Origin of the sequence: Saccharopolyspora phatthalungensis, assembly GCF_014203395.1 — a bacterium.
In the GTDB taxonomy this organism is placed as follows: Bacteria; Actinomycetota; Actinomycetes; order Mycobacteriales; family Pseudonocardiaceae; genus Saccharopolyspora; species Saccharopolyspora phatthalungensis.
In genome coordinates this window covers 5,837,899-5,860,343 of record NZ_JACHIW010000001.1, presented here as the reverse complement: position 1 = coordinate 5,860,343, position 22,445 = coordinate 5,837,899, and the positions used below count along the sequence as shown (strand labels likewise).

Below are 22,445 nucleotides of genomic sequence, written 5' to 3'. Positions count from 1 at the left end.
GGGACAACCTGTATCGATATGTCCCGGTAAGCATTACAGTGTGTGCACCGGGGAGGGTTCGATGAAGCCGATCTCGCCGGATGTGCTGGCGCTGCCGACCGTGTCCGAAGTGCTCGACCTGCCGGTGCTGCGGCGCGGCAAACCGCGGGTGGTCGCCGGGGCGTCCGGCCTGGACGGGCGGGTGCGCTGGGTGCACGTCGCCGAGATCGCCGAGATCGCGCCGCTGCTCAGCGGCGGCGAGCTGGTGCTGACCACCGGCATCGCGCTCCCCGAGGAGCCCGCGAAGCTGGTGCGCTACGTCGGCGAACTCGCCGAGGCCGGGGCGAGCGGGCTGGTCGTCGAGCTGGTGCGCAGGTGGCGCGACCGGGTGCCGACGGCGCTGGTGGACGCGGCGCACCGGCACGATCTTCCGCTGGTGACGCTGTCGGAAGAAACCAAGTTCGTCACCGTCACCGAGGCGGTGATCGCCCGGATCCGCGATGCCCAGCTGGCCGAACTGCGTGCGACGCACGCCATCCACGAGACCTTCACCGCGTTGACCATCTCCGGCGCCGAACCTGCCACAGTCCTGCGCGAGGCGGCTCGGATCGTCGGTCGCCCGGTCGTGCTGGAGACCCTCGCGCACCAGGTGCTGGCCTACGACTCCGCAGGCCAAGATCCGGTCGCGCTGCTGTCGGAGTGGTCCGAGCGCTCCCGTTCGGTGGTGCAGTCCGGCCGCACCTCCTACGACCCGGGCCAGCAGTGGCTGACCACGGTGGTCGGGGCGCGCGGCGACGACTGGGGGCGGCTGGTGATGCTCGGTCCGGAGCCGCCGCACCGGCACGTCGTGGTCGTCGAGCGGGCGGCGTCGGCGCTGGCGGTGAACCGGCTGGTGACCCGCGACCGGGAGAGCCTGGAGCGCCAAACCCACCGCACGCTGATCACCGAGCTGCTCGCGGGCAATGCCGACACCGCGGATCTAGCGGCGCGGGCCGCGGGCGTCGGCGTGCCGCTCGAAGGGCCGCTGGTGGGCATCGCCGTCCGCCCGCACACCACGACGACGGTTGCCCCGGCCATGGAAACCCAGCAGGTGCTCCGAGATCTCGCCGAGGCGACCGCGCTCGCCGCGCGCAAGGCGAAGCTGCCGGTGCTGGTCGGCGTGGTCGACGACCTGACGGTCCAAGCCTTGGTGGTGCTGCAACCGCCCGATACCGACGCCGTGCTGACCCGCTTGGCCGCCGATCTGCGCCGCTCGGCCGGGACTCATTCGCTGGCGCTGGTGATCGCGGTCGGCAGCACAGTCGGCTCGATCTCCGGAGCTCGCCGGACGCTCACCGAGGCCGCGCAGGTGGCCGAAGCGGCGCTGCATATCGACGACGGCACCCGCGAGTTTCACCGCCTGGACGATGTGCGACTGCGCGGACTGCTGCACCTGTTGCGCGGCGATGAGCGCCTGACCGCGTTCGCGGAGCGCGAGCTGGGGCCGATCATGGCCAATGAACGGCTGCTGGATGCGTTGCGGTCGCTTTGCCAGCACGGTGGGAACAAGTCCGCCGCAGCTGCAGCGGCGCACCTGTCCCGCACCGCTTACTACGCCCAGCTGGCGCGCATCGAGCAACTGCTCGGCGTATCGCTGGACACACCGGAATCACTGGTTTCCCTGCATGTCGCGCTGCTCGCTTGGGACCTGCACAGCCGAACGTGAAATCCGGATTGATAGCCCAGATTGATAGCTCCGGGGGGGAATGGTGGGCCGAAGCCCGCCTCGGGTGCCGGAATCGCCCACATTTAGGCGAAATCGGAAACTACCGTGGCGGGTGCGGCGCTACTACGGTGTTGCCGCCGCTGTGGCGTTCCGGATTCACGACTCTGGACCTCCGGCTCTCGCAAGCCGGTCGATTCCCCAGTTGCGGCACCAAGTTCTCCAGGGCTGGACCGCGCACCTGGTCAGGAACCGCGCCTGCATTCGAGCGCCGTAGCGCTTCGCAGCATGCCCGGTTCCGGCACCGGCGGTAACCGCACGGCCACCCGAGAAAAGCGCCCCGGGGGCGGGTGTAGCCTATGGCCGCTGGCCGCGTGCTGACGGCACCTCCCCCCAGTGGCTGTCGGTGCGCGGCTGGCCTTGAGTGGCCATTGCGCAGAACTGGTTTCCCGCGCAACCACTCGCTGGGCGCAACGGAAAGGGCGCTGGTGTCACCGGTTCTCGTGCTGGTCATCGCCGGCTTGGTGGTGTTCGTCGGCGCGGTCGTACAGGGCAGCGCGGGCCTGGGAATGAACCTGCTCGCCGCGCCGCTGCTGGCCATCATCGAACCCGAACTGGTTCCGGTCCCGCTGCTGGTCGCTTCGTTGATCCTGTCGGTGCTGGCGATGCGCCGCGAGTTCGACGACATCGACTGGCGCGGCACCGGGTACGCGATCGCCGGGCGCGCCCCCGGCACCGTGCTTGGGGCGCTGGCCGTGGCGATGCTGCCCGCCCGCGGATTTTCCCTGGCAGTGGGCGGATTCGTGCTGTTGTGCCTGGCCGCCTCGATGGTGTCCTGGCGGCCGCAGCCCACCGGCCCGGCGCTGGTGTTCGCGGGGTTCGTCGGCGGGGTGCTGGGCACCGCTTCGTCCATCGGGGCGCCGCCGGTCGCGTTGCTCTACCAGCACGAGGACGGGCCGCGGATCCGCGCGACGCTTGCCGCCTACGTGACCTTCGGGTGCATCCTGTCGCTGGTCGCGTTGGGCGTCAGCGGGCAGATCGGGTTGCCCCAGGTCTACGGCAGCCTGGTCCTGCTGCCGTTCATGGGCGTCGGCTTCGCGCTGTCCACACCGCTGCGGCGTTTCCTGGATGCGGGCTGGATGCGGCCTTGTGTGCTGGCCCTGGCCGGTGGCAGCGCGCTGTTCCTCATCAGCCGAGCCCTGATCGGACGCCGGACCGTACACACCCGCACCGGCGGTTGGCGCCCTTCGGGTGACGAAGTGACACCTGTCGCAGGGGCGTTGAGCTGAACGGGTCACGCTTGACCACCACACGTCACACGCGCCGCGCGCGTGCGTCTCCTCCGCGGAGGTGGGGAAAATGTTTCAACCCCAACATCATTGTCAACCGGCCGAACACCAGCGGCACCCGGTCGGCGGAATACCACCGCAAGGCCGACCGGAAAGCGAGTCCATCGACACCCGCCATAGACGCACCGCCTCGGCGGTCGAGCGCACCGACCTGAGCAAGCCGCGGCCGACCTGCCTGGATTTCCTGCCGGTGGGCAGGCTGCTCAACCGGATCGCCTCGTGAGCGCCACCGTCGCGGTGCGCTTCGCCTTCGGCGTGGTCGGCGAATCCCGCCGCCAAGCGCACCTTGCGACCGCCCCCGACACCGGCATCCCCGACCGCTGGCGGACGTTCTGTGGCCTGGAGATCCCGGCAAGTCTTGCCGAGGTGTCGGCACGCCCCGCCGGCATGCCGTGCATGCGATGTCTCGGCACTCCCGGCGGAACCGGACGGCTGCTCCCTGGCCCGGCATGATCTCCGCACAAGACCAACCGCACCCGCTCGGAGATCGGGCGGGTGCGGTTGGTCGCGACGGTCAGCGCGAGCGTCGATCAGCTTTACCGAGCAACAGCCAGGGAAAGCGCGAAGTCCTCGGCGTCGTCGAGCCACCAGTGCCGTAGCTCGAAGCCCGCGACCGCGAGCTCGTCGCGGACCCGGTTGTGCCGGAACTTCGCCGAGATCTCGGTGCGGATCTCCTCGCCCTCGGCGAATTCGGCGGTCAGCCCCGGCTCCGGCAGCCGGACCCGCATCGGGCGGTCGGCCCGCAGCCGCATCTCGATCCATTCCTGCTCGGCGTTCCATAGCGCCACGTGCCGGAAACGCTCGGGATCGAAGTCGGCGCCCAGTTCCCGGTTGAGCACCCGCAGCACGTTGCGGTTGAACTCAGCGGTCACGCCCTGCGAATCGTCGTAGGCGCGGACCAGCCGGTCGGGATCTTTCACCAGGTCGGTGCCCAGCAGCAGCCACTCCCCCGGCCGCAGCGCCGCGCGCACCGCGGCGAAGAAAACCGCGCGTTCGGTTGGCAGCAGGTTTCCGATGGTGCCGCCGAGGAACGCGACCAGCCGCGCGGTGCCCGCATTCAGCGCGGCCAGGCCACTGGTGAAGTCGTCGACGACGCCGCGCACCTCAAGCTCCGGGTAGTCCACCGCGATGGATTCCACCGCCGCGCGCAGCGCGGAACCCGAGACGTCCAGCGGCACGAACCGCTGCAAGGTCTCGTTCTTGCGCAGTGCGTCTAGCAGCAACCGGGTCTTCTCCGACGATCCGGAGCCAAGCTCCACCAGGGTGGCCGCGCCCGTGATCTCGGCGATCTCCAGCGCCCGCCGGTGCAGGATCTGCTGTTCGGCGCGGGTCTGGTAGTACTCCGGCAGGGCGGTGATCCGCTCGAACAGGTCGCTGCCGACCGCGTCGTAGAACCACTTGGGGGACAACCACTTCGGACGGTCGGTCAGTCCTTCGCGGACGTCGGCGCGCAACTCGCGGGCCGCGTCGGCGTCGGTGAATCGGATGACCAGTTCCGGCTCGCTCATCGCTTCCCCTCCGACAACGACGTCACCTGCACGTGCTCGGTGTCCGCGACGAGCAGGCACCGGTCCGGAACCTGCACCCACCCGGCCTCCGGACCGAAGGGCTCGGAGGCCACCGCCACGGCCCCTTCGCCGCGACGCACCCATAAGGAATGCCACCAGGTGGTGGCGATGAGCCGGGTACCGTCGGTGAGTAGCAGGTTCAGCCGTGAATCCGGCGCGGCGGCGACGACCTCGTCCACCATTTCCCGCACCGCCAGGTCCGGCTCGGTGCCTTCGGTCAACCGCTGCCGAAGCAGCGCCCACAGCACCGCCGAGTCGGTCAGCGCGGGCAAGGTCAGCAGGTCCACGATCTCCAGCCGGGCGGCCGGCTTCGCCAGCGAATCGGGCCAGCCGGTGACCCGGCCGTTATGGCTGAACAGCCACCTGTCGTCGGCGAACGGGGCGCACGCGCCGACCGCCACCGGCATGCCGACGGTCGCCGAGCGCACCGATGCGACCGCCGCGCCGCTACGCACGTCCACGGCCGTCTGCCGAAAGGATTCATCCGTCCACATCGGAATGGCGGCCCGGTAGCCGGTGACGGTGCCGTCAGTCCGGTACCAGCCGACGCCGAAGCCGTCGGCGTTTACGGTGCCGCCGCCGCGCATGTCGTTGGGTGCCCACGACTGCTCCAGCAGTGAGTGGTCCGGTTCCAGCAGCAGTTCGGCCAGCGAGACCGCTGGCCCCAGATACCCCAGGTGCCGGCACATCGGTCAGTCTCGCTCCTCGCGTCGTGGTGTCCGGGCGCACCGGAACCCGGCGAAGATCTGCCGCCGGATCGGATAGTCCCAGTTCCGGAAAGTGCCGCGGCAGGCGGCCGCGTCGGTGCCGAACGAACCGCCGCGCAGCACCTTGTAGTCCGGGCCGAAGAACACCTCGGAATACTCGCGGTAGGGAAATGCCGAAAATCCCGGGTAGGGCGCGAAATCCGTGGCGGTCCACTCCCAGACGTCACCGATCAGCTGCCGCGCGCCGCACGGCGCGACCCCGCCCGGATACGCCCCGGCGGGCGCCGGTCGCAGGTGCCGCTGGCTCAGGTTGGCGTGCTCGGGCCCCGGTTCGTCGTCGCCCCACGGGTACCGCCGGGACCGGCCGGTGGCGGGATCGAACCGCGCTGCCTTCTCCCACTCGGCTTCGGTGGGCAACCGCTTGCCCGCCCACGCCGCGTACGCCTCGGCCTCGTGAAAGCTGACGTGCACCACCGGTTCTCCCGGCGGCACCGGTTCAACGTGGCCGAACCGGCGGCGCAACCAGCGCTCGCCGTCGTGCCACCAGAACCGCGGCGCCCGCATGCCGGTTCGCTGCCGGTAAGCCCAGCCCCCGTCGCTCCACCAGCGCGGATCGTCGTACCCGCCGGCGTCGATGAACGCCAGGTACGCGCCATTGGTGACCGGGGTGGTGTCGAGGTAAAAGTCCTCGACGTGCACCCGGTGCGCCGGCCGCTCGTTGTCCAGCGCCCAGGGCTCCGCGGAGGTCCCCATGGTGAACGGCCCGCCCGGTACGAACACCTCGGGCGGCAGCCCGGCGTCCACATCGGACGGAGGCGGATCCGCCGTGAGGGCAGGCGGCCCGTCCCGCAGCTGGTGGGTGGCCAGCATCGTTTCGTCGTGCTGCTGCTCGTGCTGCACGATCATGCCGAAAGCGAACGCGTGCTCGACGAGCCGCCGGCCTTCCAGCGGAGCGCGGTCGAGCAGGTCGAAGACCTTCGAGCGCACCGTTGCGACGTACTCGCGCGCCTCGACCGGGCCCAGCAGCGGCAACTGCGGGCGGTCGGCGCGGGAGTGCTGGAACGCGTCGTAGAGGTCGTCGATGTCCGGGCGGATCGCCGGTGCGCCGCCGACGTCGCGGACCAGCCACAACTCCTCCTGGCTGCCGATGTGCGCCAGGTCCCAGACCAGCGGCGACATCAACGGCGAGTGCTGCTTGATGAGGTCCCCGTCGTCGACGGCCTCGGTCAGCACGGCACTACGCTGCCGGGTGCGCGCCAACTCCTCGGCCACGTGCGCGCGCAGGTCCGCTATCCCCAGATCGGCCAGTTTTCGCGTGCTTTCCACCGGTCACCTCCGGTTCTTCAGCGGTCGCCGACGGCGGCGAGCCGCCGTGCGACGAAGTCCGCCAGCCGGTCGGACAGCCCGGCGGGACTGTCCGGTTCCTCCAAGCACCGACACGCCAGCTCGAACACGTCGCGGGCGCCGCGTGCCAAAGTCCGGTCCAGCAGCCCGTGCCGCGCGGCGTGCACCCACCGCCCGACCGCCGGGGACGTCATCGCCAGCACCTTGTCCACTGTGGACTCCTCGCGGAACAGCGCGATGATCGCCCCGGCGGGCAACATCCAGTCCTGGCCGGGTTGCGCGTCGAGGTAACGGACCTCGAGATAGCCACGCGGCCGCACCGGCGGGAACACCGTCGACAGGTGGTAATCGAGATCGTCGCGGGTGGGCGGATCCGGCAGCGCGCCGTGGATCCACTCGGCGAAGCTGACGCCGCTGGGCGCGGTCCAGTCGCTGCTGTTGCGGCGCAGGCACACGATCGCGGTGTCGAGCACCCGTTTGGCCCAGCTTCTCGCCGGGTCGGCCGTGATCGGACCGGGCCGGGTACGCGGCGGATCGGTGCGCAGCAGCGCGCGGGTCCGGGTGGACACCCAGCCGGTACGTTCGCCGAACAGCATCGGCGAGTTCGCGAACGTCGCCATCATCACCGGCCCCAGCGCGTGCAGCGCCGCCCAGCGCGCCGCGACCCGGTGCGGCTCACCGGCGTCGAGGCAGACCTGCACCCCGGCGGTGCTGCACATCATCAACCGGCCGTCCAGTCCGGTGCGGTCGAAGGCGGTCTCCATCGCGGCGTAGCGCGGCACCTGCAGGAGCCGTTTCGGATGCCGCCACGGGTCGGTGCCCTGGTCGCCGAGCACCAGCCCGGCGGCGCGCAACCGGCGCTCGACGTAGGCGGCGTCGGCGGCCACGACGCTGAACAGCGACTGCATGGACGTGGTGGGAAGGCTGGAGACCTCGACCTGGCCACCGGGTTCGACGGTGAGCACCGAGCCGTTGGGCAACCTGCGGTGCGGACTGTCCGGGACCAGGGAGCGCGGAGCGTGCGGGCCGAGTGCGGATATCAACGTCGCGGCGTCGAGCGTTCGGCCCGGATCGTCGGAATGGTGAACGGTCCATTCGAGTTCGACGCCGAGCAGTCGCGGAGGGCCGTGCTTGAAGCACACTGACGCGACGTACGCCTCGGCCTCGGCTCGGGTGCGGACCTGCGAGGTCGGAAAGTCAGCGGCAGCATGGTCGGTCGAAACGGGCAATATCATCACCGCCTGAAATTGGCCGGTTACCGACGCTACCGCGCCCCCCTGATGACCGCGACCCTTGTTCTTATTCCCGACAACGGCTAGCAGCCTATGATCTGGAGGTAGCTCGATCGGCTGGTACCCGCGCAGCAAAACGTACGTACGGATTGCATTGTGGCGGCTCGACCTGCGACGATCAATGCATGCCTCGGGTCAGCCAGGACCACCTCGACGCCAGGCGCCGTCAGATCCTCGACGGCTCCCGGAAGTGTTTCGCGCGTTTCGGCTACGAAGGCGCGACCGTTCGGCGGCTGGAAGAAGCGACCGGCCTGTCCCGCGGCGCGATCTTCCACCACTTCAAGGACAAGGAGTCGCTGTTCCTCGCGCTCGCCGGGGACGACGCGACCCGGATGGCCGACGTGGTGGCCGAGCAGGGGTTGGTGCAGGTGATGCGTAACCTCCTCGACGAGCCCGCCGACGGCAGCAGCCAAGGCCCCGGGGCGGACTGGCTGGGTACCCGCCTGGAGGTGTCCCGGCGACTGCGCACCGACGAGGATTTCCGGGCCCGCTGGGCGCAACGCTCCGAACAGTTGACCAGCGCCACCCGCGCCCGTCTGAAGTGGCAACGCGACGCCGGCAATCTCCGCGACGACGTCGACGTGGACGTGCTGACCGCCTACCTGGAGCTGGTGCTGGAAGGCCTCGTGTCGCACCTGGCGATGGGCCTGCCCGCCGAGCACCTCAACGCGGTGCTGAATCTCGTCGAGGAAAGTGTCCGTCGCCACCGCGGCATCTGACCCGGCGCGCCGGACCGCGCCCTCGGCGTAGTCTCGCTACGGCGAACGGCTGAACACGAGCCGATCGCACGGACCGGGTACACGCATACGCGAGTCGGGAATACCGCGGCCGGGGCGGATCCGAAGGTTACGGGGACCGCCCGCGGGAGATTGCCCGGCACGCACTTCGAAGGAGCTTGCGGCGCATGTGGAGCGAGTGGTGGAACCGCTTCCTCGCCTCTGATCCGTCCCTGCGTCGACTGCGCACCGCGACCCGGGTGACGCTTTCGGTCGCGCTCACCCTCGCCATCATGCTGCCGCTGCTGGCGTGGTGGGGGCAGCCGCTACCGCTGGCACTGATCGGCGCGGTGGTAGCGATCAACGCCTCGCTCGGCGTCAACGACCCCGACCGCCGCCAGCAGCAGGTCACCAACCTGCTGATGCCGCTGCCCACGGCATTCGCGCTACTGCTGGCGATCCTCACCGCTCCGTGGCCGCTCGTGCACGCCCTGCTGTTCCTCGTGGTGATCTTCGTGTCCACCTACGTCCGCAGGTTCGGGCCGCGGTTCTTCCCGCTGGGCATGGTCGCGTTCATGGGCTACTTCTTCGCCATGTTCCTGAACCCGCAGCTGCCCCAGCTGCCCGCGCTGATCATGGCGGCGGTGGCCGGAGCGCTGGCGGCGTTCTCGATGCGGTTCCTAGCGCTGCGAGACGACCCCGAAGGCGTGCTCGAACGCGGCCGTCGCACGCTGCGCGCCCAGGTACACGGCCTGCTGCACGCCGTGCGCGACGTCGGCGAGCACCCGGATTCGGCGCAACGGCGCCGCGAACTGCACAACCGGTCGGTCCGCCTCAACGAGACCTCGCTGATGCTGGAGAACACCGTCGGCCAGCTCGACACCCTCGACGAGGCAGGCCGCGAACTGCTGCGGCAGCGCATCCTGGACGTCGAGCTTGCGGCCGAGAACCTGCTCACCCCGCTGATGCGGCTCATCGACCACCCAAGCGGCGGCGACGCCGCGCCGCACGCGATCGGCGCTCTGCTCGCGGTGCTGCGCACCGAACCACGGGAGATCCGCGAGGCCACCCGGCTCGTCGCCGAGCGGATCGAACGGCAGGGGTCGGTGGCGGTCGCGATGGCGGTGCGGCGACTGGGAGCCGGGCTCGCGGAGCTCGCCGACGCGACCGGTCAGCTCGGCGAACGCCAGGCCGAGGTGCCGCAGGAACCGGCCGGGGAACGGGAGCCCGAGGCCGATGCCGAGACCGGGTTGCGGCGGCCGGAGCTGCGCGTGGCGGTCCAGGTGACCTGCGCGACGGCGCTGGCGATCATCCTCGGCCAGGTGGTCTCGCCGAACCGGTGGTACTGGGCGGTGATCACCGCGTTCGTCGTGTTCATCAGCACCAACAGCCGCGGCGAACTCCTGATGCGGGCGTGGCAGCGCACCGCGGGCACCCTGCTCGGCGTGGTGGCCGGCATCCTGGTCGCCGCGCAGATCACCGGCAACGCTCCGGCGGAGATCGCGATGATCCTCGTCTGCGTGTTCCTGGGCTTCTACTTCGCCGGTTATTCGTACGCGATGATGACGTTTTTCATCACCATCTTGCTCGGCGCGCTCTACGGGATGCTGGGCACCTTCGACGCGTCGGTGCTGGAGACCCGGCTGTGGGAGACCGCGATCGGCTCGGCGGCGGGCGTGCTGGCCGCGGTGTTCGTGCTGCCGACCCGAACCCGCTCCGTGGTGCGCACCAACATCCAGGACTTCCTGCTGTCGCTGCGGGACTTCCTGCGCGGCACCGGTACCGAGATCGGCGAACGCGGCGAGGTCACCGGGCTGCAGGAGTCGATCCGGGAGCTCGACGACGGGCTGCAACAGGTGATCAACAGCGCGAAGCCGCTGACCAGCTACCGGCTGCGCTCCCGGCGCAGCCAGCTCCAGCGGTCGGTGGCGATGCTCAGCGGCTGCGCCTATTACGTGCGCAATCTGGCGGTCGCGCTGTCGGCCACAGTGGACATGGTCGACGACGACACCCGCAATCGACTGGCCGAACTGCTGTGGGCACTGGCCGACGCGGTGGAGTCGTTGACCGACGAGGCCCAGGTGAGCTTCGAGGCGGCGATCACCTTGGCGCACCGCACGGCCGACGCGCTGCACGACATCGCCGAATCCCTGCCGGACGGCCCGACTTCCCTGCACCGCAGCATCCGCTGGCTGGACCGCACCGCGCAGGTCGTCGAAGACCTGGCCCGTGAGCTCGGCGCGGCCGCCCCCGAGAAGCAACCCACCGCTTGAGCAGTCCAACGAAGGTGGATTAGACCGAGACACCGCGCCCGGTGGCAGTTACGTTCACCGTGCGAAGCGCCTGCGCGCGTGACCGGTTTTTCCGGTCTCGATCGATCAGCCACGAGCGCGAGCTTTCGCTTACCCACCGGACCGCACCACATCAGGGATGTCGCCTTGGACCCGAATCTCTCCGACGAACTCGCCCGGCTGCCCGACCTGCTCGACGGCATCCGGCGATATGCCGTCGAGGTGCTGTCCGGGATCGCGGACCGGCCGGTCGCGGTCCCGCCGCAGGCACCGAGGCCGACGCCGCTGTCCGACTCGGGGATGGGCACCGAGGGCGCGCTCGAACGCTTCCGGAGCCACTGGGCACCCGGTTTCTCGGGCAGCGCAGGACCGCGCTACCTCGGGTTCGTGACCGGCGGCGCGACCCCGGCCTCCCTCGCGGGAGACTGGCTGACCAGCACGTTCGACCAGAACGCGGTAATCGCCGGTGACTCGTCGGCGCTGGCCCTGGAACGCGAAGCGGTCGGCTGGCTGCGCGAGTTGTTCGGCCTGAGCGCGGGGCACGCCGGTGCGTTCGTCACCGGCGCCACGATGTCGAACTTCGTCGGATTGGCCCTCGCCCGCGAATGGGCTGGCGAGCGGATCGGGGTTTCGGTGGCGCGGGACGGAGTTGCGGCGCTCGGGAACCTGCCGGTGCTGTCCGGCAGTCCGCACACGAGTGTCTACAAAGCACTCGCGATGCTGGGCCTGGGTCGTGGGTGCGTTCGCGAGGTGGCCACGCTCCCGGATCGGGAGGCCGTCGACGTCGATCGGCTCGCTGCGGAACTGTCCGCGCTGAACGGTCGCCCCGGTGTCGTGGTGGCCAACGCGGGCACCGTCAACACCGTGGACTTCGACGACCTGCGGGCGATCTCGGCCCTGCGGCGGCGCTATCCCTTCTGGCTGCACGTCGACGCCGCCTTCGGGGGGTTCGCGGCGGTGTCCCCGCAATACGCCGAGCTGGTCGCCGGGCTCGACGAAGCCGACTCGGTGTGCGCGGACTTGCACAAATGGCTGAACGTGCCCTACGACAGCGCGATCCAGTTCACCCGTCGCCGAGACCTTCAGGTGCGCATCTTCCAGAATTCGGCCGCTTATCTGGGCCTGCCCACCGACGATCCGGACTTCATGCACCTCACGCCGGAGAATTCGCGTCGACTGCGCGCCCTGCCGGCGTGGTTCACGCTCGCCGCCTACGGGCGGCAGGGGCACCGCGAGATCGTCGAGAGCGATGTGGCACTGGCGCGCGAACTCGGCGAGCGCATCGAGGAGATGCCGCACCTGCGGCTGCTGGCACCGGTACGCCTCAACGTCGTCTGCTTCACACTCGCCGGTGCTCCCACGACGGAGCGAGTCGCCGAGCTGGCGCGCACCGTCACCGAATCCGGGGTCGCGTTCCTCACCCCGACCGTCTACAAGGGAACGCCGGGCCTGCGGGCGGCGTTCAGCAACTGGCGCACCACCGACACGGACATTGTTCGCATTGCGGATGTCCTGCGAGGGTAACCGTCCGTCCTTATCGGACATTCGAATCGACCCGGCAATACGGGCTTTCGAAAATAGGTGCGCAACGACTTGGATCAACTACGCTGCGAGGCTGTCCGGTTCCATTCGGTGAGGAGACACCAGTGAAGCGCTCGATCGCACTCGGTCTCGCCGGGGCGGCGGTGCTGGCCAGCACCGCTGTCCCGGGGATGACCGCCCAGGCCTCGCCCGGCCTGCAGTTCGGGGCGTGTCCGGAGGACATCAGCCGGCCCTTCCCGCAAATACAGTGCGCCAACCTCGACGTGCCGCTGAACTATGGCGCGCCGCACGGTGAGAAGCTGCAACTGCTGATCTCGAAGTTGCCCGCACGCAAGCCCGAGGCTCGCCGGGGCTCGCTGCTGATCAACCCCGGCGGCCCGGGCGGTGCGGGCGTGACCTTCGCTGGCGCGCTCGCCGGTAAATTGCCCGCCCAGGTGCTGGACTCCTACGACCTGATCGGCTTCGACACCCGCAACACCGGGCACAGCACCCCGATCACCTGCGTAGATCCGGCGACCTACTGGAAGAACCCGCTGCCCGACCCGGACTCGCCGTACACCCGGGAGCAAAACTGGCAGCGTGCGCAGGAGTACGCCGACGGCTGCCAGCAACGGGCCGGCAAGTACCTGCCGCACCTGAACACGCTGACCAACGCCCAGGACATGGACAGCATTCGGAAAGCGCTGGGCGAGCAGAAAATCAGCTACCTCGGCTACTCCTACGGCACCTACCTGGGCGCGGTGTACGGCCAACTGTTCCCGGCACGCGTGGACCGGATGATCCTGGACAGCGCGGTCAACCCGGACACCTCCGAGGTCTGGTACCGCAACAACCTCAACCAGGACATCGCCGCGCAGCGGCGGCTGGGCCAGTACTTCGACTGGATCGCCCAGCACGAGCGGGTGTTCCACCTCGGCACGGACCGCGCCCAGGTGCAGGCTGCCTGGAACGGTATCCAGGCCGAACTGCGCAAGGCCCCGCGCGGCGTGCTCGGCCCGTCGGAGTTCACCGACATCACCTTCAACGCCCTCTACAGCGAGAGCGACTGGACCGCGCTGGCCGAGGCACTCGCCGACTTCCGCCTCCGCAACGACGACCACAAATTGCTCGCCAAGGTGTCGGCCAAGGACGCGGCGGCAGAAAACAGCAACGCCATCTACAACGCCGTGGAATGCGCGGACGCCCCCTGGCCGACCAGCCGCCGCGAATGGGAGCGCGATTCCACGGAAATCGCCGCCGAGAACCCGCTGGCCGCCTGGTACAACAGCTGGACCGTCGCACCCTGCCGGGTCTGGCACGGCCCGCGGCAGCGGCCGCTGAAGATCACCGGGGCCGGACTCCCGCCGGTGCTGGTGGTCAACTCGGTGCACGACGTGGCCACGCCTTACGAGGGCGCGCTGGAGATGCACCGGTCACTGCCGTCGTCGGTGCTGATCACCGAGGACAACGCCGGCAAGCACGGGGTGTGGGCGGTGGCCGGGAACGCCGAGGTGGACCGGATCGGGACCGACTACCTGGTCGGCGGCATGGTGCCGGCCGGCGACGTCCACGTCCCGGGTCACCCGTATCCGGACCCGGGCAACCCGCAGAACGTCCGGGCCGAAACCCTGAACCTGCCCTGAGCCACTGCCGAACCGCCCGAGAGGCCGGTCCCGGGATCGCCGGGACCGGCCTTGTCACGTCAGTTGACGCCATGCATGTAGCGCTTGATGCTCTTCGAAGCCATCAGCAGCAGGATCGCGCAACCGATCGTGGCCGCGCCGACAAGGCCGAAATAGCTCTGCTGGTTCTGCACCGAATACAGCTTCACCACCTGCGCGCCCAGGCCCTGCCCCATCGCGATGGCCAGGAAGTACAGGCCCATCGTCTGGGAGGCGAAGACCTTCGGTGCGAGCTTGGTGCTCGCCGACAGGCCGACCGGCGAGAGCATCAGCTCGCCGACGGTCATGATCACGAACACCAACGCCAGCATGATCGGCAGCTGCTTGCCGTCGCCGACGACAGCCTTCGACAGCACCGCCCACAGGAACGCGACGCCCACGAAGAACAGCCCGCCGACGAACTTCTGCGGGGTGGACGGCTGCCGCTCGCCGAGCCTCATCCACAGCGCGGCCATCACCGGCGCCAGCGCGATGATCGCCAGCGGGTTGATGGACTGGAACCACGACGCCGGGATTACGAACCCGAAGATATCCAGGTCGGTGTCCGCCTCGGCCAGGTTGGCCAGCGTGTTCGGCTGCTGCTCGAACAGCAGGAAGAACAGCGCGGTCGCCAGGAACAGCGGGATATAGGCGATCAGCCGGTCGCGCTCGATCTTGGTGATCTGCTTGCTGGAGAGCATCACCGCGAAGTACACGATCGGGAGCAGCGCGGAGATCACGCTGATCACGTTGACCAGGCCGCCCAGCCCCATCACGCCGGTCACCGACAAACCGACCAGAACCGCGACGAACAACAGGGCGATGCCGCCGACCCGCCCCAGCACCCGGCCCTTGTGCCCGGCGGGCAACGGGTTGACCGGCAGCGACCCGGCCGAGCCGAGGTTTTTGCGCCCAAGCATGAACTGGATCACGCCGAAGGCCATACCCACGGCGGCGGCACCGAAGCCGAGGTGCCAGCTAACCTTCTCGCCGAGCGTGCCGGCGACGAACGGGGCGACGAACGCGCCGAGGTTGATGCCCATGTAGTAGATCGAGAAACCGGCGTCGCGGCGCGTGTCGTGCTCGCCGTAGAGGCTGCCCACGAGACCCGAGATGTTCGGCTTCAGCAGGCCGGTGCCGATCACCAGCAGCACCAGTCCGAGGGTCACGGTGCTGATACCGCCGGGCAGGGCCAGGCTGATGTGACCCAGCATGATCACGCAGCCACCGTAGAACACCGCCCACTGGGCGCCCATCACCCGGTCTGCCAGCCAACCGCCCAGGATGCCCGTCATGTAGACCGAGGCGCCGTAGACCCCGACCACTGACAGCGCCGTCGACTCGGGGATGCCCAGGCCGCCCTCGGCGACCGCGAAGTACAGGTAGTACCCGAGGATCGCGCGCATGCCGTAGTAGGAGAACCGCTCCCACATCTCGGTGAAGAACAGCGTCAGCAAACCACGGGGATGTCCGAAGAACCCCTGCTGCGGTGCGTCCGCAACCGTGGATGTACGCACGATCACGTCCTCTCGTATCAGTGACCAGGCGGCGGTAGCCGCTCGAAAGACCGGCGGCAGGCTACGTCTCCGGCAAGTGGATTAGACCAGCGAGGCGTAAACCCGCCGCGACGCGGGACCGCACCCGCGCCTCGAACCGGCCACACTGGACGCATGGCCAGGGATTTCGCCGTCACCGCAGACACCCCAGTGACGGAATTCACAATGGACGCCAGGAGGAATCATGCAACTGTTGGACGCGCACCGCAGGGCAATGTCGGAGTTCGACGATCGGGTGGGTCGCATCGGCACTGAGCAGTGGGACGCTCCGACGCCATGCACGGACTGGAGCGTGCGGGATCTGCTCAACCACCTGGTGTTCGAGCAGCTGTGGGCGCCCTGGCTGCTCGATGGCGCCACGCTGGACGAGGTCGGCGACAGATTCGACGGTGACGTGCTCGGCGCGGATCCGGTTGGGGCATGGCGCGAGGCCGCCGCGGCGGCCCGGCGGGCGTGGGACGAGCCGGCGGCGACCAGCGGCGAGGTGAACGTCACCGGCGGAGTGATCCCGACCGAGGACTACGGCTGGCAGATGACCCTGGACCTGGCCGTACACGCCTGGGACCTGGCCCGCGCCATCGGCGCCGACGACCGGCTGGACCCGGCGCTGGTGGCGGCGGTGCACACCGTGTTCGCCCCGCAGATCACCGCCTGGGAGGGGATGGGGATCTTCGCCCCGCCGCGACCGGTGGCGGCCGATGCCGACGAACAGACCAAACTGCTCGCGCTGCTCGGACGATCGCGATGATGTCGGCGCCGCGGCAGCACCGGCGATCACGGTATACTCGCGTCGTATTTCTCCGTTTTCCGTCGAGGAGTGAGTTTTTCGGTGCCTGCGGCACAATCCCCTGATGGCAGTACCGGGCCGGGAGTTAGTCCCGGCTTTCCGTTGCTGATGGCCGGTGTCCCAGGGCGGGGTGGCCGGTAATGGATGTCTTGTGGGCCGTGCTGGGCCTGGTGTTCGTGGGTGTTCTCACGCTGGGCACAGGTCTGGCGGTCGCGGCGGAGTTCTCCCTGACGTCTCTGGAGCGCAGCACCGTCGATGCTCATGCGCGCCGGGTGGGTGACCGGCGGGCCAGGGCGGTGCAGCGGGCGCACCGGACGTTGTCGTTCCAGCTTTCCGGTGCTCAGGTCGCGATCACGTTGACCACGTTGGTGACCGGGTATGTGGCCGAGCCCTTGATCGGTGATCTGATCCAGCCGCTGCTGACTGGGGTGGGGTTGGCCGGTGACGCGGCCGAGGCGGTGTCGTTGGCCGCGGCGCTGTTGCTGGCCACGACGTTGTCGATGGTCTTCGGTGAGATGGTGCCCAAGAACCTCGCGATCGCGCGGCCGCTGCCGACCGCGCGGGCCGTCTCGGGGTATCACGCGGGGTTCTCGCGGGTGTTCCGGTGGTTGATCGATGGGATGAACAACAGCGCCAACTGGGTGGTGCGCCGGTTCGGGATCCAGCCGCAGGAGGAGTTGCGGTCGGCGCGGTCGCCCGAGGAGTTGGGCTCGATCGTGCGGTCCAGTGCCGAGCAGGGCACGCTGGATGAGGCCACCGCGGAGTTGATGGACCGGTCGTTGCGGTTCGGCGACCGCAGCGCCGAGGAGCTGATGACCCCGCGGGTGCGGGTGGAATCGCTGTCGGCCGACGACAGCGTGGTCGATCTGCTGGATCTGGCCCGCCGGAGCGGGTTTTCCCGGTTTCCGGTGCAGGGCGATGATCTGGATCAGGTGCACGGGGTGGTCCATGTCAAGCAGGCTTTCGGTGTTCCTGCGTCCGCCCGCAGGTCCACCCCGGTCGGGTCGCTGGCGCGTCCGGTTCCCACGGTGCCGGCCACGCTGGACGGGGACGCGCTGCTGAACACGCTGCGCGGTTCGGGGCTGCAGCTGGCAGTTGTGGTCGATGAGTACGGCGGGACCGCAGGCATCGTGACCCTGGAAGACGTCGTCGAGGAGATCATCGGCGACGTCCGTGACGAACACGACCGCCGGGAGATTCCCGCGGTGCGCCGGACCGGGGAGGGCACCTGGATCATCTCCGGGCTGCTGCGCCCGGACGAGCTGGCCGAGGCCACCGGGGTCGGGCTGCCCGAGGGCGACTACGAGACCGTCGCCGGGTTCGTGCTGGCCCAGCTCGGCCGCATCCCCGAGCCCGATGATCACCTCAGTGTGGGTGAGCAGGTGCTGACGGTGACCCGGATGGACCGCCACCGCATCGCCGAGCTGCGCCTGGAGGACACCCCTGCCAGCGATCCCGCCGAGGTGACCCGATGAGCGACGGTCTCGCGATTTTGCTCGCTGTGGTGCTGCTGCTGCTCAACGCTTTCTTCGTGGGCGCGGAGTTCTCCCTGCTGTCCTCGCGGCGAGATCGGCTGGAAGCGCTGCTGGCCCAGGGCACCACCCGGGCCCGGGTGGTGATCAAGGCCAGCCAGGAAGGCTCGCTGATGCTGACCAGCGCCCAGCTGGGCATCACGCTGTGCTCCCTGGGCCTGGGACGGCTGGGTGAACCGGCCGTGGCCCACCAGCTGCAGGCCCCGTTCGCCGCCCTGGGCGTGCCCGAGCCGGTCACCCACGCCGTGGCCTTCACCCTCGCGCTGGCGCTGGTAGTCGTGCTGCACGTGCTCGTCGGGGAAATGGTGCCCAAAAACCTGGCCATCGCCGAACCCGAACGCCTCGCGCTGTGGCTGGTGCCCCCGCTGGTGGGCTTCGTCACCCTGGCCCGGCCTCTGATCGCGTTGTTCAACCTGATGGCCAACACCGTGCTGCGGCTGCTGCGGATCACTCCCAAAGACGAACTCGACACCGCCTACACCTCCAGCGAGCTGGCCGAACTGCTGGTGGAATCCCGCCGCGAAGGCCTGCTCGAACACGCCGAACACCGCAGGCTGGCCCAGACCCTGTCCTCGGCCGAGCACACCGTGGCCGACGTGCTCGTCGCCCTGCCCGAGTTGACCACCCTGCCCGCCCGCCCCACCCTGGGCGATGTCGAACGCGCCGTGGCCGGCACCGGCTTCTCCCGGTTCCCCCTCCGGCACCACGACGGCACCCTGCACGGCTACCTGCACATCAAAGACGTCCTCGACCAAGCCGGACACGACCCCGCCACCCCCATCGCCCCCACCCGCATCCGCCCCCTGCCCACCGTGGCCGCCCATGCCCGCCTCGACCACGCCCTGACCACACTCCGCCGCGCCGGAAGCCACCTCGCCGCCGCCACCGACACCCACGGCACCCCCATCGGCGTGGTCGCCCTCGAAGACCTCGTCGAGGAATACGTCGGCACCGTCCGCGACACCACCCACGTCAACTAACACGGGCCACTGCCCCCGAGGTCCGCCAATTTCCCTTGAAATCGCCGTCGCCGGTGCACATCGGGCCGGGCGGCCGATGAGAATCGGCGGCAGAACGGGTCTATTCAGGCGGAAGCAGCCGCACACGAAGGAGCCGTCGATGACCGCGCTGCCCGACCTCGGGCCCGCCGCACGCCAGCTGGCGAGCCTGCTGGAGAACATCCCCGACGAACAGCTCACCGCCCCGACGCCGTGTGCCGAGTACACCCTGGGCGATCTGATCGACCACGTCGGCGGTCTGACGCTGGCCTTCGCCGACGCGGCCCGCAAAGACCTCGGCGGGATCACGTCACAGGGCCCGTCCGGCGACGCTGCCCGGCTGCCCGACGACTGGCGCACCCGCATCCCCCAGCAACTGGCTGCGCTTGCCGAGGCGTGGCAGCAGCCCGCGGCGTGGGAAGGCATGACCCGGGTCGGCGGGATCGACCTGCCCGGCGAGATCGCAGGCAAGGTGGCGATGAACGAGCTGGTGGTACACGGCTGGGACGTCGCCAAGGCGTCCGGGCAACCGTTCCGCTGCGACCCGGAAACAGTGGCCGCGAACCTGGAGTTCGTTTCGCGTTCGGCGGCCGAGGGAGGGCTGTTCGGTCCACCGGTCGAAGTGCCCGCCGACGCCCCCGCGCTGGACCGGACGATCGGGCTCACCGGCCGGAACCCCGACTGGCAGGCCGCCTGACTCGCCAGTCCCGCACGTTCCAGGGCCGTGCTCCACCACAGCCGTCCGCCGGGACGACCCCGGCGGACGGCGAATGGTTTCTCTCTCCCCGGTGCCTCGCAGCGACAAGGGAATCGCTCGCACGCCGCGACGGGTCAAGGAACCCGGAAGCCGAAAGGGAGTTCGAGGCGGTGCGCGGCGAGTAGCTCGGCATCGGCCAGCAACTCTGCGGTGGGGCCGTCGGCGACCACCGTGCCGTTGTCGATCAGCACGCTGCGCGGGCACAGTTGCAACGCGTACGGAAGATCGTGGGTGACCATCAGCATCGTGCCGCCCCACGCCAGCAGCACCTCGGCGAGTTCGCGCCGCGCCACCGGTTCGAGGTTCGACGACGGCTCGTCCAGCACCAGCAACTCCGGTCGGCAGGCGAGCACCGCGGCCAGCGCGACCCGTTTGCGCTGGCCACCGGAGAGATGCAGCGGCGAGCGGTGCGCATGCTCGGCCATGCCCACCGCGTCGAGCGCCGACTGGACGCGTTCTTCCAACTCCGCACCACGCACCCCGAAGTTCGCCGGGCCGAACGCGACGTCCTCGCGGACCGTCGGCATGAACAACTGGTCGTCGGGGTCCTGGAACACCAACCCGACGCGGCGGCGGATCTCCTTCAGATTCCGCGAATCCACCGGCAGCCCGCCCACCTCGATGCGCCCCGACTCGGCTCGCAGCACGCCGTTGAGGTGCAACGTCATGGTGGTCTTCCCCGCGCCGTTGGGGCCGAGCACCGCCACCCGCTCGCCGCGTTCGACACGCAGGTCGACGCCGGCCAGCGCGCGATGGCCGTCCGGGTAGCGGAAGGCCAGCCCGAACGCCGCCAGCGCCGGGACCGACTCCGGCGCGGCGGTGCGCTCGGGCAGTGGTTCGCTCAGACAGTCCACAAGGCCACTCCCAGGACGACTGCTGCGACCGCAGGCGGGGCCATGCCCAGCCACCATGCCGCCGAGGACGTTCGGCGCGACTCGCCGAGTTCGGGCATCGCACCGCTCCAACCCCGCGAGACCATCGCCAGGTGCACGCGTTCGCCACGCTCGTAGGACCGGATGAACAGGGTTCCGATCCCGCGTGCGGTCGCGCCGACCTGCCACAGGAACCGCGGATCGTGGCCTCGGCAGATGCGCGCGATCCGCATCCGCTTGGCCTCGTCGACGATCACCTCCGCGTAGCGCAACATTAGCGTGATGATCGTGATCAGCAGCCGCGGCGCCCGCAGGCGCTGCAAGCCGACCACGATCTCCCGGGGCGCGGTCGTGGCTGCCAGCAGCAGCGACGCGGCCAGGCCGAGCGTGCCCTTGACCAGGATGTTCCAGCCCGCCAGCAGCCCCTCGGTGGACAGCGCCAGCCCCGCTACCTCGGTGGTCGCGCCGCCCGCGGTGAACGGCAGCACCAGCGCGAGCACCACGAACGGCACCTCGATCAGCAGCCGGCTGGTCAGCCAGCGCGGCGGAATCCGGGCCACCAGCGCCAACCCGATCAGCAGGACGGCATACCCGGCGAACGCCCAGAAGACCTCGCGCGGCGTCGCGACCACGCACAGCACCAGCAGGAAAGCGGCCACGATCTTGACCTCGGGCGGCAGGCGGTGCAATACCGAATCACCGGGCAGGTGCAGCGCACTGGCGTGACCGGCGCCCACCGTTACTCGCCTCCGGTCCGGCGGCGCAGGCCCCAGAACAAGCCGCCGGCGGCCCCAAGCGTGACGGCCGCCCCGATAACGCCGGCCAGACCGGTCCAGCGGTCATCGCCGCCGACGGTGTAGTCGGCCAGCGGCCCCCCGGAAAACACGTGTTTCGTGACGTTCTGCGCGATGCAGTGGCCTTCCAACCGCTCGCCCTGCGCTGTCTGGACCACGGTGCAACCGCGCTGGGTCACCGAGTCCAGGCCATCCGGGGCGGAATCCGCGAAATAGGCCACTCCGCCCGCGATGACGAGGACGAACAGCCCGAACACCAGCAGGAAACGCCGACGCGGGACGCTCATCGAACGGCCTCCTTAGCTTGCTTCCCGGTGCGCAGCAGGTGGATCAGGTCTGGTCGGGCGGCGGCGACGGCACCCACTGTGACAGCTGTGATCACGCCCTCGCCGATGCCGATCAGGCAGTGCACCCCGACGACCGCGAGCGCGGCGGTGCCGGTGCCGTAGCCCGCGGCACCGCCGATGGCGTATTCGAGGACGAAGCCGCAGGAGGCGGCCACGGTGTTCACCCAGGCCGCGACGAAGGCCGTCACCAGCAGCCCGGCCCGGCTGCGCGATGCGTAACGGCGTAACGCGAGCGCCACCAGGTAGCCGATGGCGGTGCCGATCAGCGCCATGTTGGTGATGTTCGCGCCGAGCATGGTCAGCCCGCCGTCGGCGAACAGCAGCGCCTGCACGACCAGCACGATCGCCACGCACAGAGCGCCGACCCACGGCCCGGCCAGGATCGCCGCCAGCGCCCCGCCGAGCAGGTGGCCGCTGACACCGGGCAGTACCGGAAAGTTGATCATCTGAACGGCGAAGACGAACGCGGCAACGAGCCCTGCCATCGGCGCCGTTCGGTCATCGAGGTCGGCCCGCGCGTTGGCCAGCGCGACGGCCAGCCCGGCGATCGCCACGACCGCGAAGAGCAGCGCCGTCGGTGCGCTGAGCAGCCCGTCACTCATGTGCATGGCGAGCGTGGTGGTCGGCACGTCGCGTTCCCCCTCCTGGCCGGAACAGCTGCGCATCGAGGGT

21 protein-coding genes are annotated in these 22,445 nt (G+C 69.6%); 12 read left to right on the top strand and 9 right to left on the bottom strand.

The window, feature by feature from the left end:
• Nucleotides 1-61: 61 nt before the first annotated feature.
• The 4 genes from BJ970_RS26745 (at nt 62) to BJ970_RS26730 (ending at nt 3,483) form a co-directional block, all read left to right on the top strand.
• Nucleotides 62-1,684 carry a PucR family transcriptional regulator gene (locus BJ970_RS26745; RefSeq protein ID WP_184728758.1) on the top strand — a complete coding sequence of 541 codons (1,623 nt, stop codon included), beginning with the start codon at nt 62-64 and terminating at the stop codon, nt 1,682-1,684.
• Nucleotides 1,685-2,169: 485 nt separating this feature from the next.
• Complete coding sequence (locus tag BJ970_RS26740; protein ID WP_312864423.1) at nt 2,170-2,970, top strand: sulfite exporter TauE/SafE family protein; 801 nt, start codon at nt 2,170-2,172, stop codon at nt 2,968-2,970.
• 70 nt (nt 2,971-3,040) lie between these two features.
• Entirely contained in the window at nt 3,041-3,253 is a 213-nt protein-coding gene (locus BJ970_RS26735) for a hypothetical protein (RefSeq protein ID WP_184728756.1), read from the top strand.
• Entirely contained in the window at nt 3,250-3,483 is a 234-nt protein-coding gene (locus BJ970_RS26730; protein ID WP_184728755.1) for a hypothetical protein, read from the top strand. Before BJ970_RS26735 ends, BJ970_RS26730 begins: the two co-directional genes overlap by 4 nt.
• 83 nt (nt 3,484-3,566) lie before the next feature.
• On the opposite strand, the gene egtD is transcribed toward BJ970_RS26730, so the two are convergent.
• The 4 genes from egtD to egtA are packed head-to-tail and all read right to left on the bottom strand — an operon-like array spanning nt 3,567 to nt 7,884.
• Nucleotides 3,567-4,538 (bottom strand): L-histidine N(alpha)-methyltransferase, encoded by a 972-nt coding sequence (gene egtD / locus BJ970_RS26725; protein ID WP_184728754.1) that lies wholly within the window; start codon nt 4,536-4,538, stop codon nt 3,567-3,569.
• Nucleotides 4,535-5,287 carry an ergothioneine biosynthesis protein EgtC gene (gene egtC, locus BJ970_RS26720; protein WP_184728753.1) on the bottom strand — a complete coding sequence of 251 codons (753 nt, stop codon included), beginning with the start codon at nt 5,285-5,287 and terminating at the stop codon, nt 4,535-4,537. The genes egtD and egtC overlap by 4 nt, the downstream gene beginning before the upstream one ends.
• Before the next feature lie 3 nt (nt 5,288-5,290).
• Nucleotides 5,291-6,631, bottom strand: coding sequence for an ergothioneine biosynthesis protein EgtB (gene egtB, locus BJ970_RS26715; RefSeq protein ID WP_184728752.1), 1,341 nt, complete (start codon nt 6,629-6,631; stop codon nt 5,291-5,293).
• A gap of 17 nt (nt 6,632-6,648) precedes the next feature.
• A complete protein-coding gene (gene egtA / locus BJ970_RS26710) occupies nt 6,649-7,884 on the bottom strand; it encodes an ergothioneine biosynthesis glutamate--cysteine ligase EgtA (protein WP_184729383.1) in 1,236 nt (411 codons plus the stop codon).
• A gap of 182 nt (nt 7,885-8,066) precedes the next feature.
• Between egtA and BJ970_RS26705 the strand changes: the two genes are divergently transcribed.
• From BJ970_RS26705 to BJ970_RS26690, 4 genes are all read left to right on the top strand, one after another.
• Complete coding sequence (locus tag BJ970_RS26705; protein ID WP_184728751.1) at nt 8,067-8,660, top strand: TetR/AcrR family transcriptional regulator; 594 nt, start codon at nt 8,067-8,069, stop codon at nt 8,658-8,660.
• A 185-nt stretch (nt 8,661-8,845) separates the two neighbouring features.
• Nucleotides 8,846-10,930, top strand: a complete 2,085-nt coding sequence (locus BJ970_RS26700; RefSeq protein ID WP_184728750.1) for an FUSC family protein — start codon at nt 8,846-8,848, stop codon at nt 10,928-10,930.
• 165 nt (nt 10,931-11,095) lie between these two features.
• Nucleotides 11,096-12,472: a pyridoxal phosphate-dependent decarboxylase family protein gene (locus BJ970_RS26695; RefSeq protein WP_184728749.1), complete on the top strand. Its 1,377-nt coding sequence runs from the start codon at nt 11,096-11,098 to the stop codon at nt 12,470-12,472.
• Nucleotides 12,473-12,594: 122 nt separating this feature from the next.
• Nucleotides 12,595-14,112 carry an alpha/beta hydrolase gene (locus BJ970_RS26690; protein ID WP_312864422.1) on the top strand — a complete coding sequence of 506 codons (1,518 nt, stop codon included), beginning with the start codon at nt 12,595-12,597 and terminating at the stop codon, nt 14,110-14,112.
• Between the two features lie 59 nt (nt 14,113-14,171).
• Here the strand turns inward: BJ970_RS26690 and BJ970_RS26685 are convergent, their stop codons facing one another.
• Entirely contained in the window at nt 14,172-15,647 is a 1,476-nt protein-coding gene (locus BJ970_RS26685) for a peptide MFS transporter (protein ID WP_312864421.1), read from the bottom strand.
• Nucleotides 15,648-15,870: 223 nt separating this feature from the next.
• Here BJ970_RS26685 and BJ970_RS26680 point away from each other — a divergent pair, with 223 nt between their 5' ends.
• The 4 genes from BJ970_RS26680 to BJ970_RS26665 all read left to right on the top strand — a co-directional run bounded on the left by BJ970_RS26680 (nt 15,871) and on the right by BJ970_RS26665 (nt 19,700).
• Nucleotides 15,871-16,434, top strand: a complete 564-nt coding sequence (locus tag BJ970_RS26680; RefSeq protein ID WP_184728748.1) for a TIGR03086 family metal-binding protein — start codon at nt 15,871-15,873, stop codon at nt 16,432-16,434.
• A gap of 179 nt (nt 16,435-16,613) precedes the next feature.
• Nucleotides 16,614-17,948, top strand: coding sequence for a hemolysin family protein (locus tag BJ970_RS26675; RefSeq protein WP_184728747.1), 1,335 nt, complete (start codon nt 16,614-16,616; stop codon nt 17,946-17,948).
• Nucleotides 17,945-18,985 (top strand): hemolysin family protein, encoded by a 1,041-nt coding sequence (locus tag BJ970_RS26670; RefSeq protein ID WP_184728746.1) that lies wholly within the window; start codon nt 17,945-17,947, stop codon nt 18,983-18,985. Before BJ970_RS26675 ends, BJ970_RS26670 begins: the two co-directional genes overlap by 4 nt.
• A 139-nt stretch (nt 18,986-19,124) precedes the next feature.
• On the top strand, nt 19,125-19,700 hold the full coding sequence (locus BJ970_RS26665; RefSeq protein ID WP_184728745.1) for a TIGR03086 family metal-binding protein: 576 nt from the start codon (nt 19,125-19,127) through the stop codon (nt 19,698-19,700).
• A 134-nt stretch (nt 19,701-19,834) separates the two neighbouring features.
• Here BJ970_RS26665 and BJ970_RS26660 read toward each other — a convergent pair whose 3' ends face one another.
• The 4 genes from BJ970_RS26660 to BJ970_RS26645 are packed head-to-tail and all read right to left on the bottom strand — an operon-like array spanning nt 19,835 to nt 22,438.
• A complete protein-coding gene (locus BJ970_RS26660; protein WP_184728744.1) occupies nt 19,835-20,614 on the bottom strand; it encodes an energy-coupling factor ABC transporter ATP-binding protein in 780 nt (259 codons plus the stop codon).
• Entirely contained in the window at nt 20,602-21,369 is a 768-nt protein-coding gene (gene cbiQ, locus BJ970_RS26655; protein ID WP_184728743.1) for a cobalt ECF transporter T component CbiQ, read from the bottom strand. Before cbiQ ends, BJ970_RS26660 begins: the two co-directional genes overlap by 13 nt.
• 2 nt (nt 21,370-21,371) lie before the next feature.
• A complete protein-coding gene (locus BJ970_RS26650; RefSeq protein ID WP_184728742.1) occupies nt 21,372-21,713 on the bottom strand; it encodes a PDGLE domain-containing protein in 342 nt (113 codons plus the stop codon).
• Nucleotides 21,710-22,438, bottom strand: a complete 729-nt coding sequence (locus tag BJ970_RS26645; RefSeq protein ID WP_184728741.1) for an energy-coupling factor ABC transporter permease — start codon at nt 22,436-22,438, stop codon at nt 21,710-21,712. Before BJ970_RS26645 ends, BJ970_RS26650 begins: the two co-directional genes overlap by 4 nt.
• Nucleotides 22,439-22,445: the final 7 nt, after the last annotated feature.

What these genes read in the sequence shown, in the direction of transcription:
- BJ970_RS26745 (WP_184728758.1), top strand. Translation starts at nt 62, where the DNA reads ATGAAGCCGATCTCGCCGGATGTGCTGGCGCTGCCGACCGTGTCCGAA.
- BJ970_RS26735 (WP_184728756.1), top strand. Translation starts at nt 3,041, where the DNA reads ATGTTTCAACCCCAACATCATTGTCAACCGGCCGAACACCAGCGGCAC.
- egtD (WP_184728754.1), bottom strand. Translation starts at nt 4,538, where the DNA reads ATGAGCGAGCCGGAACTGGTCATCCGATTCACCGACGCCGACGCGGCC.
- egtC (WP_184728753.1), bottom strand. Translation starts at nt 5,287, where the DNA reads ATGTGCCGGCACCTGGGGTATCTGGGGCCAGCGGTCTCGCTGGCCGAA.
- egtA (WP_184729383.1), bottom strand. Translation starts at nt 7,884, where the DNA reads ATGATATTGCCCGTTTCGACCGACCATGCTGCCGCTGACTTTCCGACC.
- BJ970_RS26705 (WP_184728751.1), top strand. Translation starts at nt 8,067, where the DNA reads ATGCCTCGGGTCAGCCAGGACCACCTCGACGCCAGGCGCCGTCAGATC.
- BJ970_RS26700 (WP_184728750.1), top strand. Translation starts at nt 8,846, where the DNA reads ATGTGGAGCGAGTGGTGGAACCGCTTCCTCGCCTCTGATCCGTCCCTG.
- BJ970_RS26680 (WP_184728748.1), top strand. Translation starts at nt 15,871, where the DNA reads ATGCAACTGTTGGACGCGCACCGCAGGGCAATGTCGGAGTTCGACGAT.
- BJ970_RS26675 (WP_184728747.1), top strand. Translation starts at nt 16,614, where the DNA reads ATGGATGTCTTGTGGGCCGTGCTGGGCCTGGTGTTCGTGGGTGTTCTC.
- BJ970_RS26670 (WP_184728746.1), top strand. Translation starts at nt 17,945, where the DNA reads ATGAGCGACGGTCTCGCGATTTTGCTCGCTGTGGTGCTGCTGCTGCTC.
- BJ970_RS26665 (WP_184728745.1), top strand. Translation starts at nt 19,125, where the DNA reads ATGACCGCGCTGCCCGACCTCGGGCCCGCCGCACGCCAGCTGGCGAGC.
- BJ970_RS26650 (WP_184728742.1), bottom strand. Translation starts at nt 21,713, where the DNA reads ATGAGCGTCCCGCGTCGGCGTTTCCTGCTGGTGTTCGGGCTGTTCGTC.
- BJ970_RS26645 (WP_184728741.1), bottom strand. Translation starts at nt 22,438, where the DNA reads ATGCGCAGCTGTTCCGGCCAGGAGGGGGAACGCGACGTGCCGACCACC.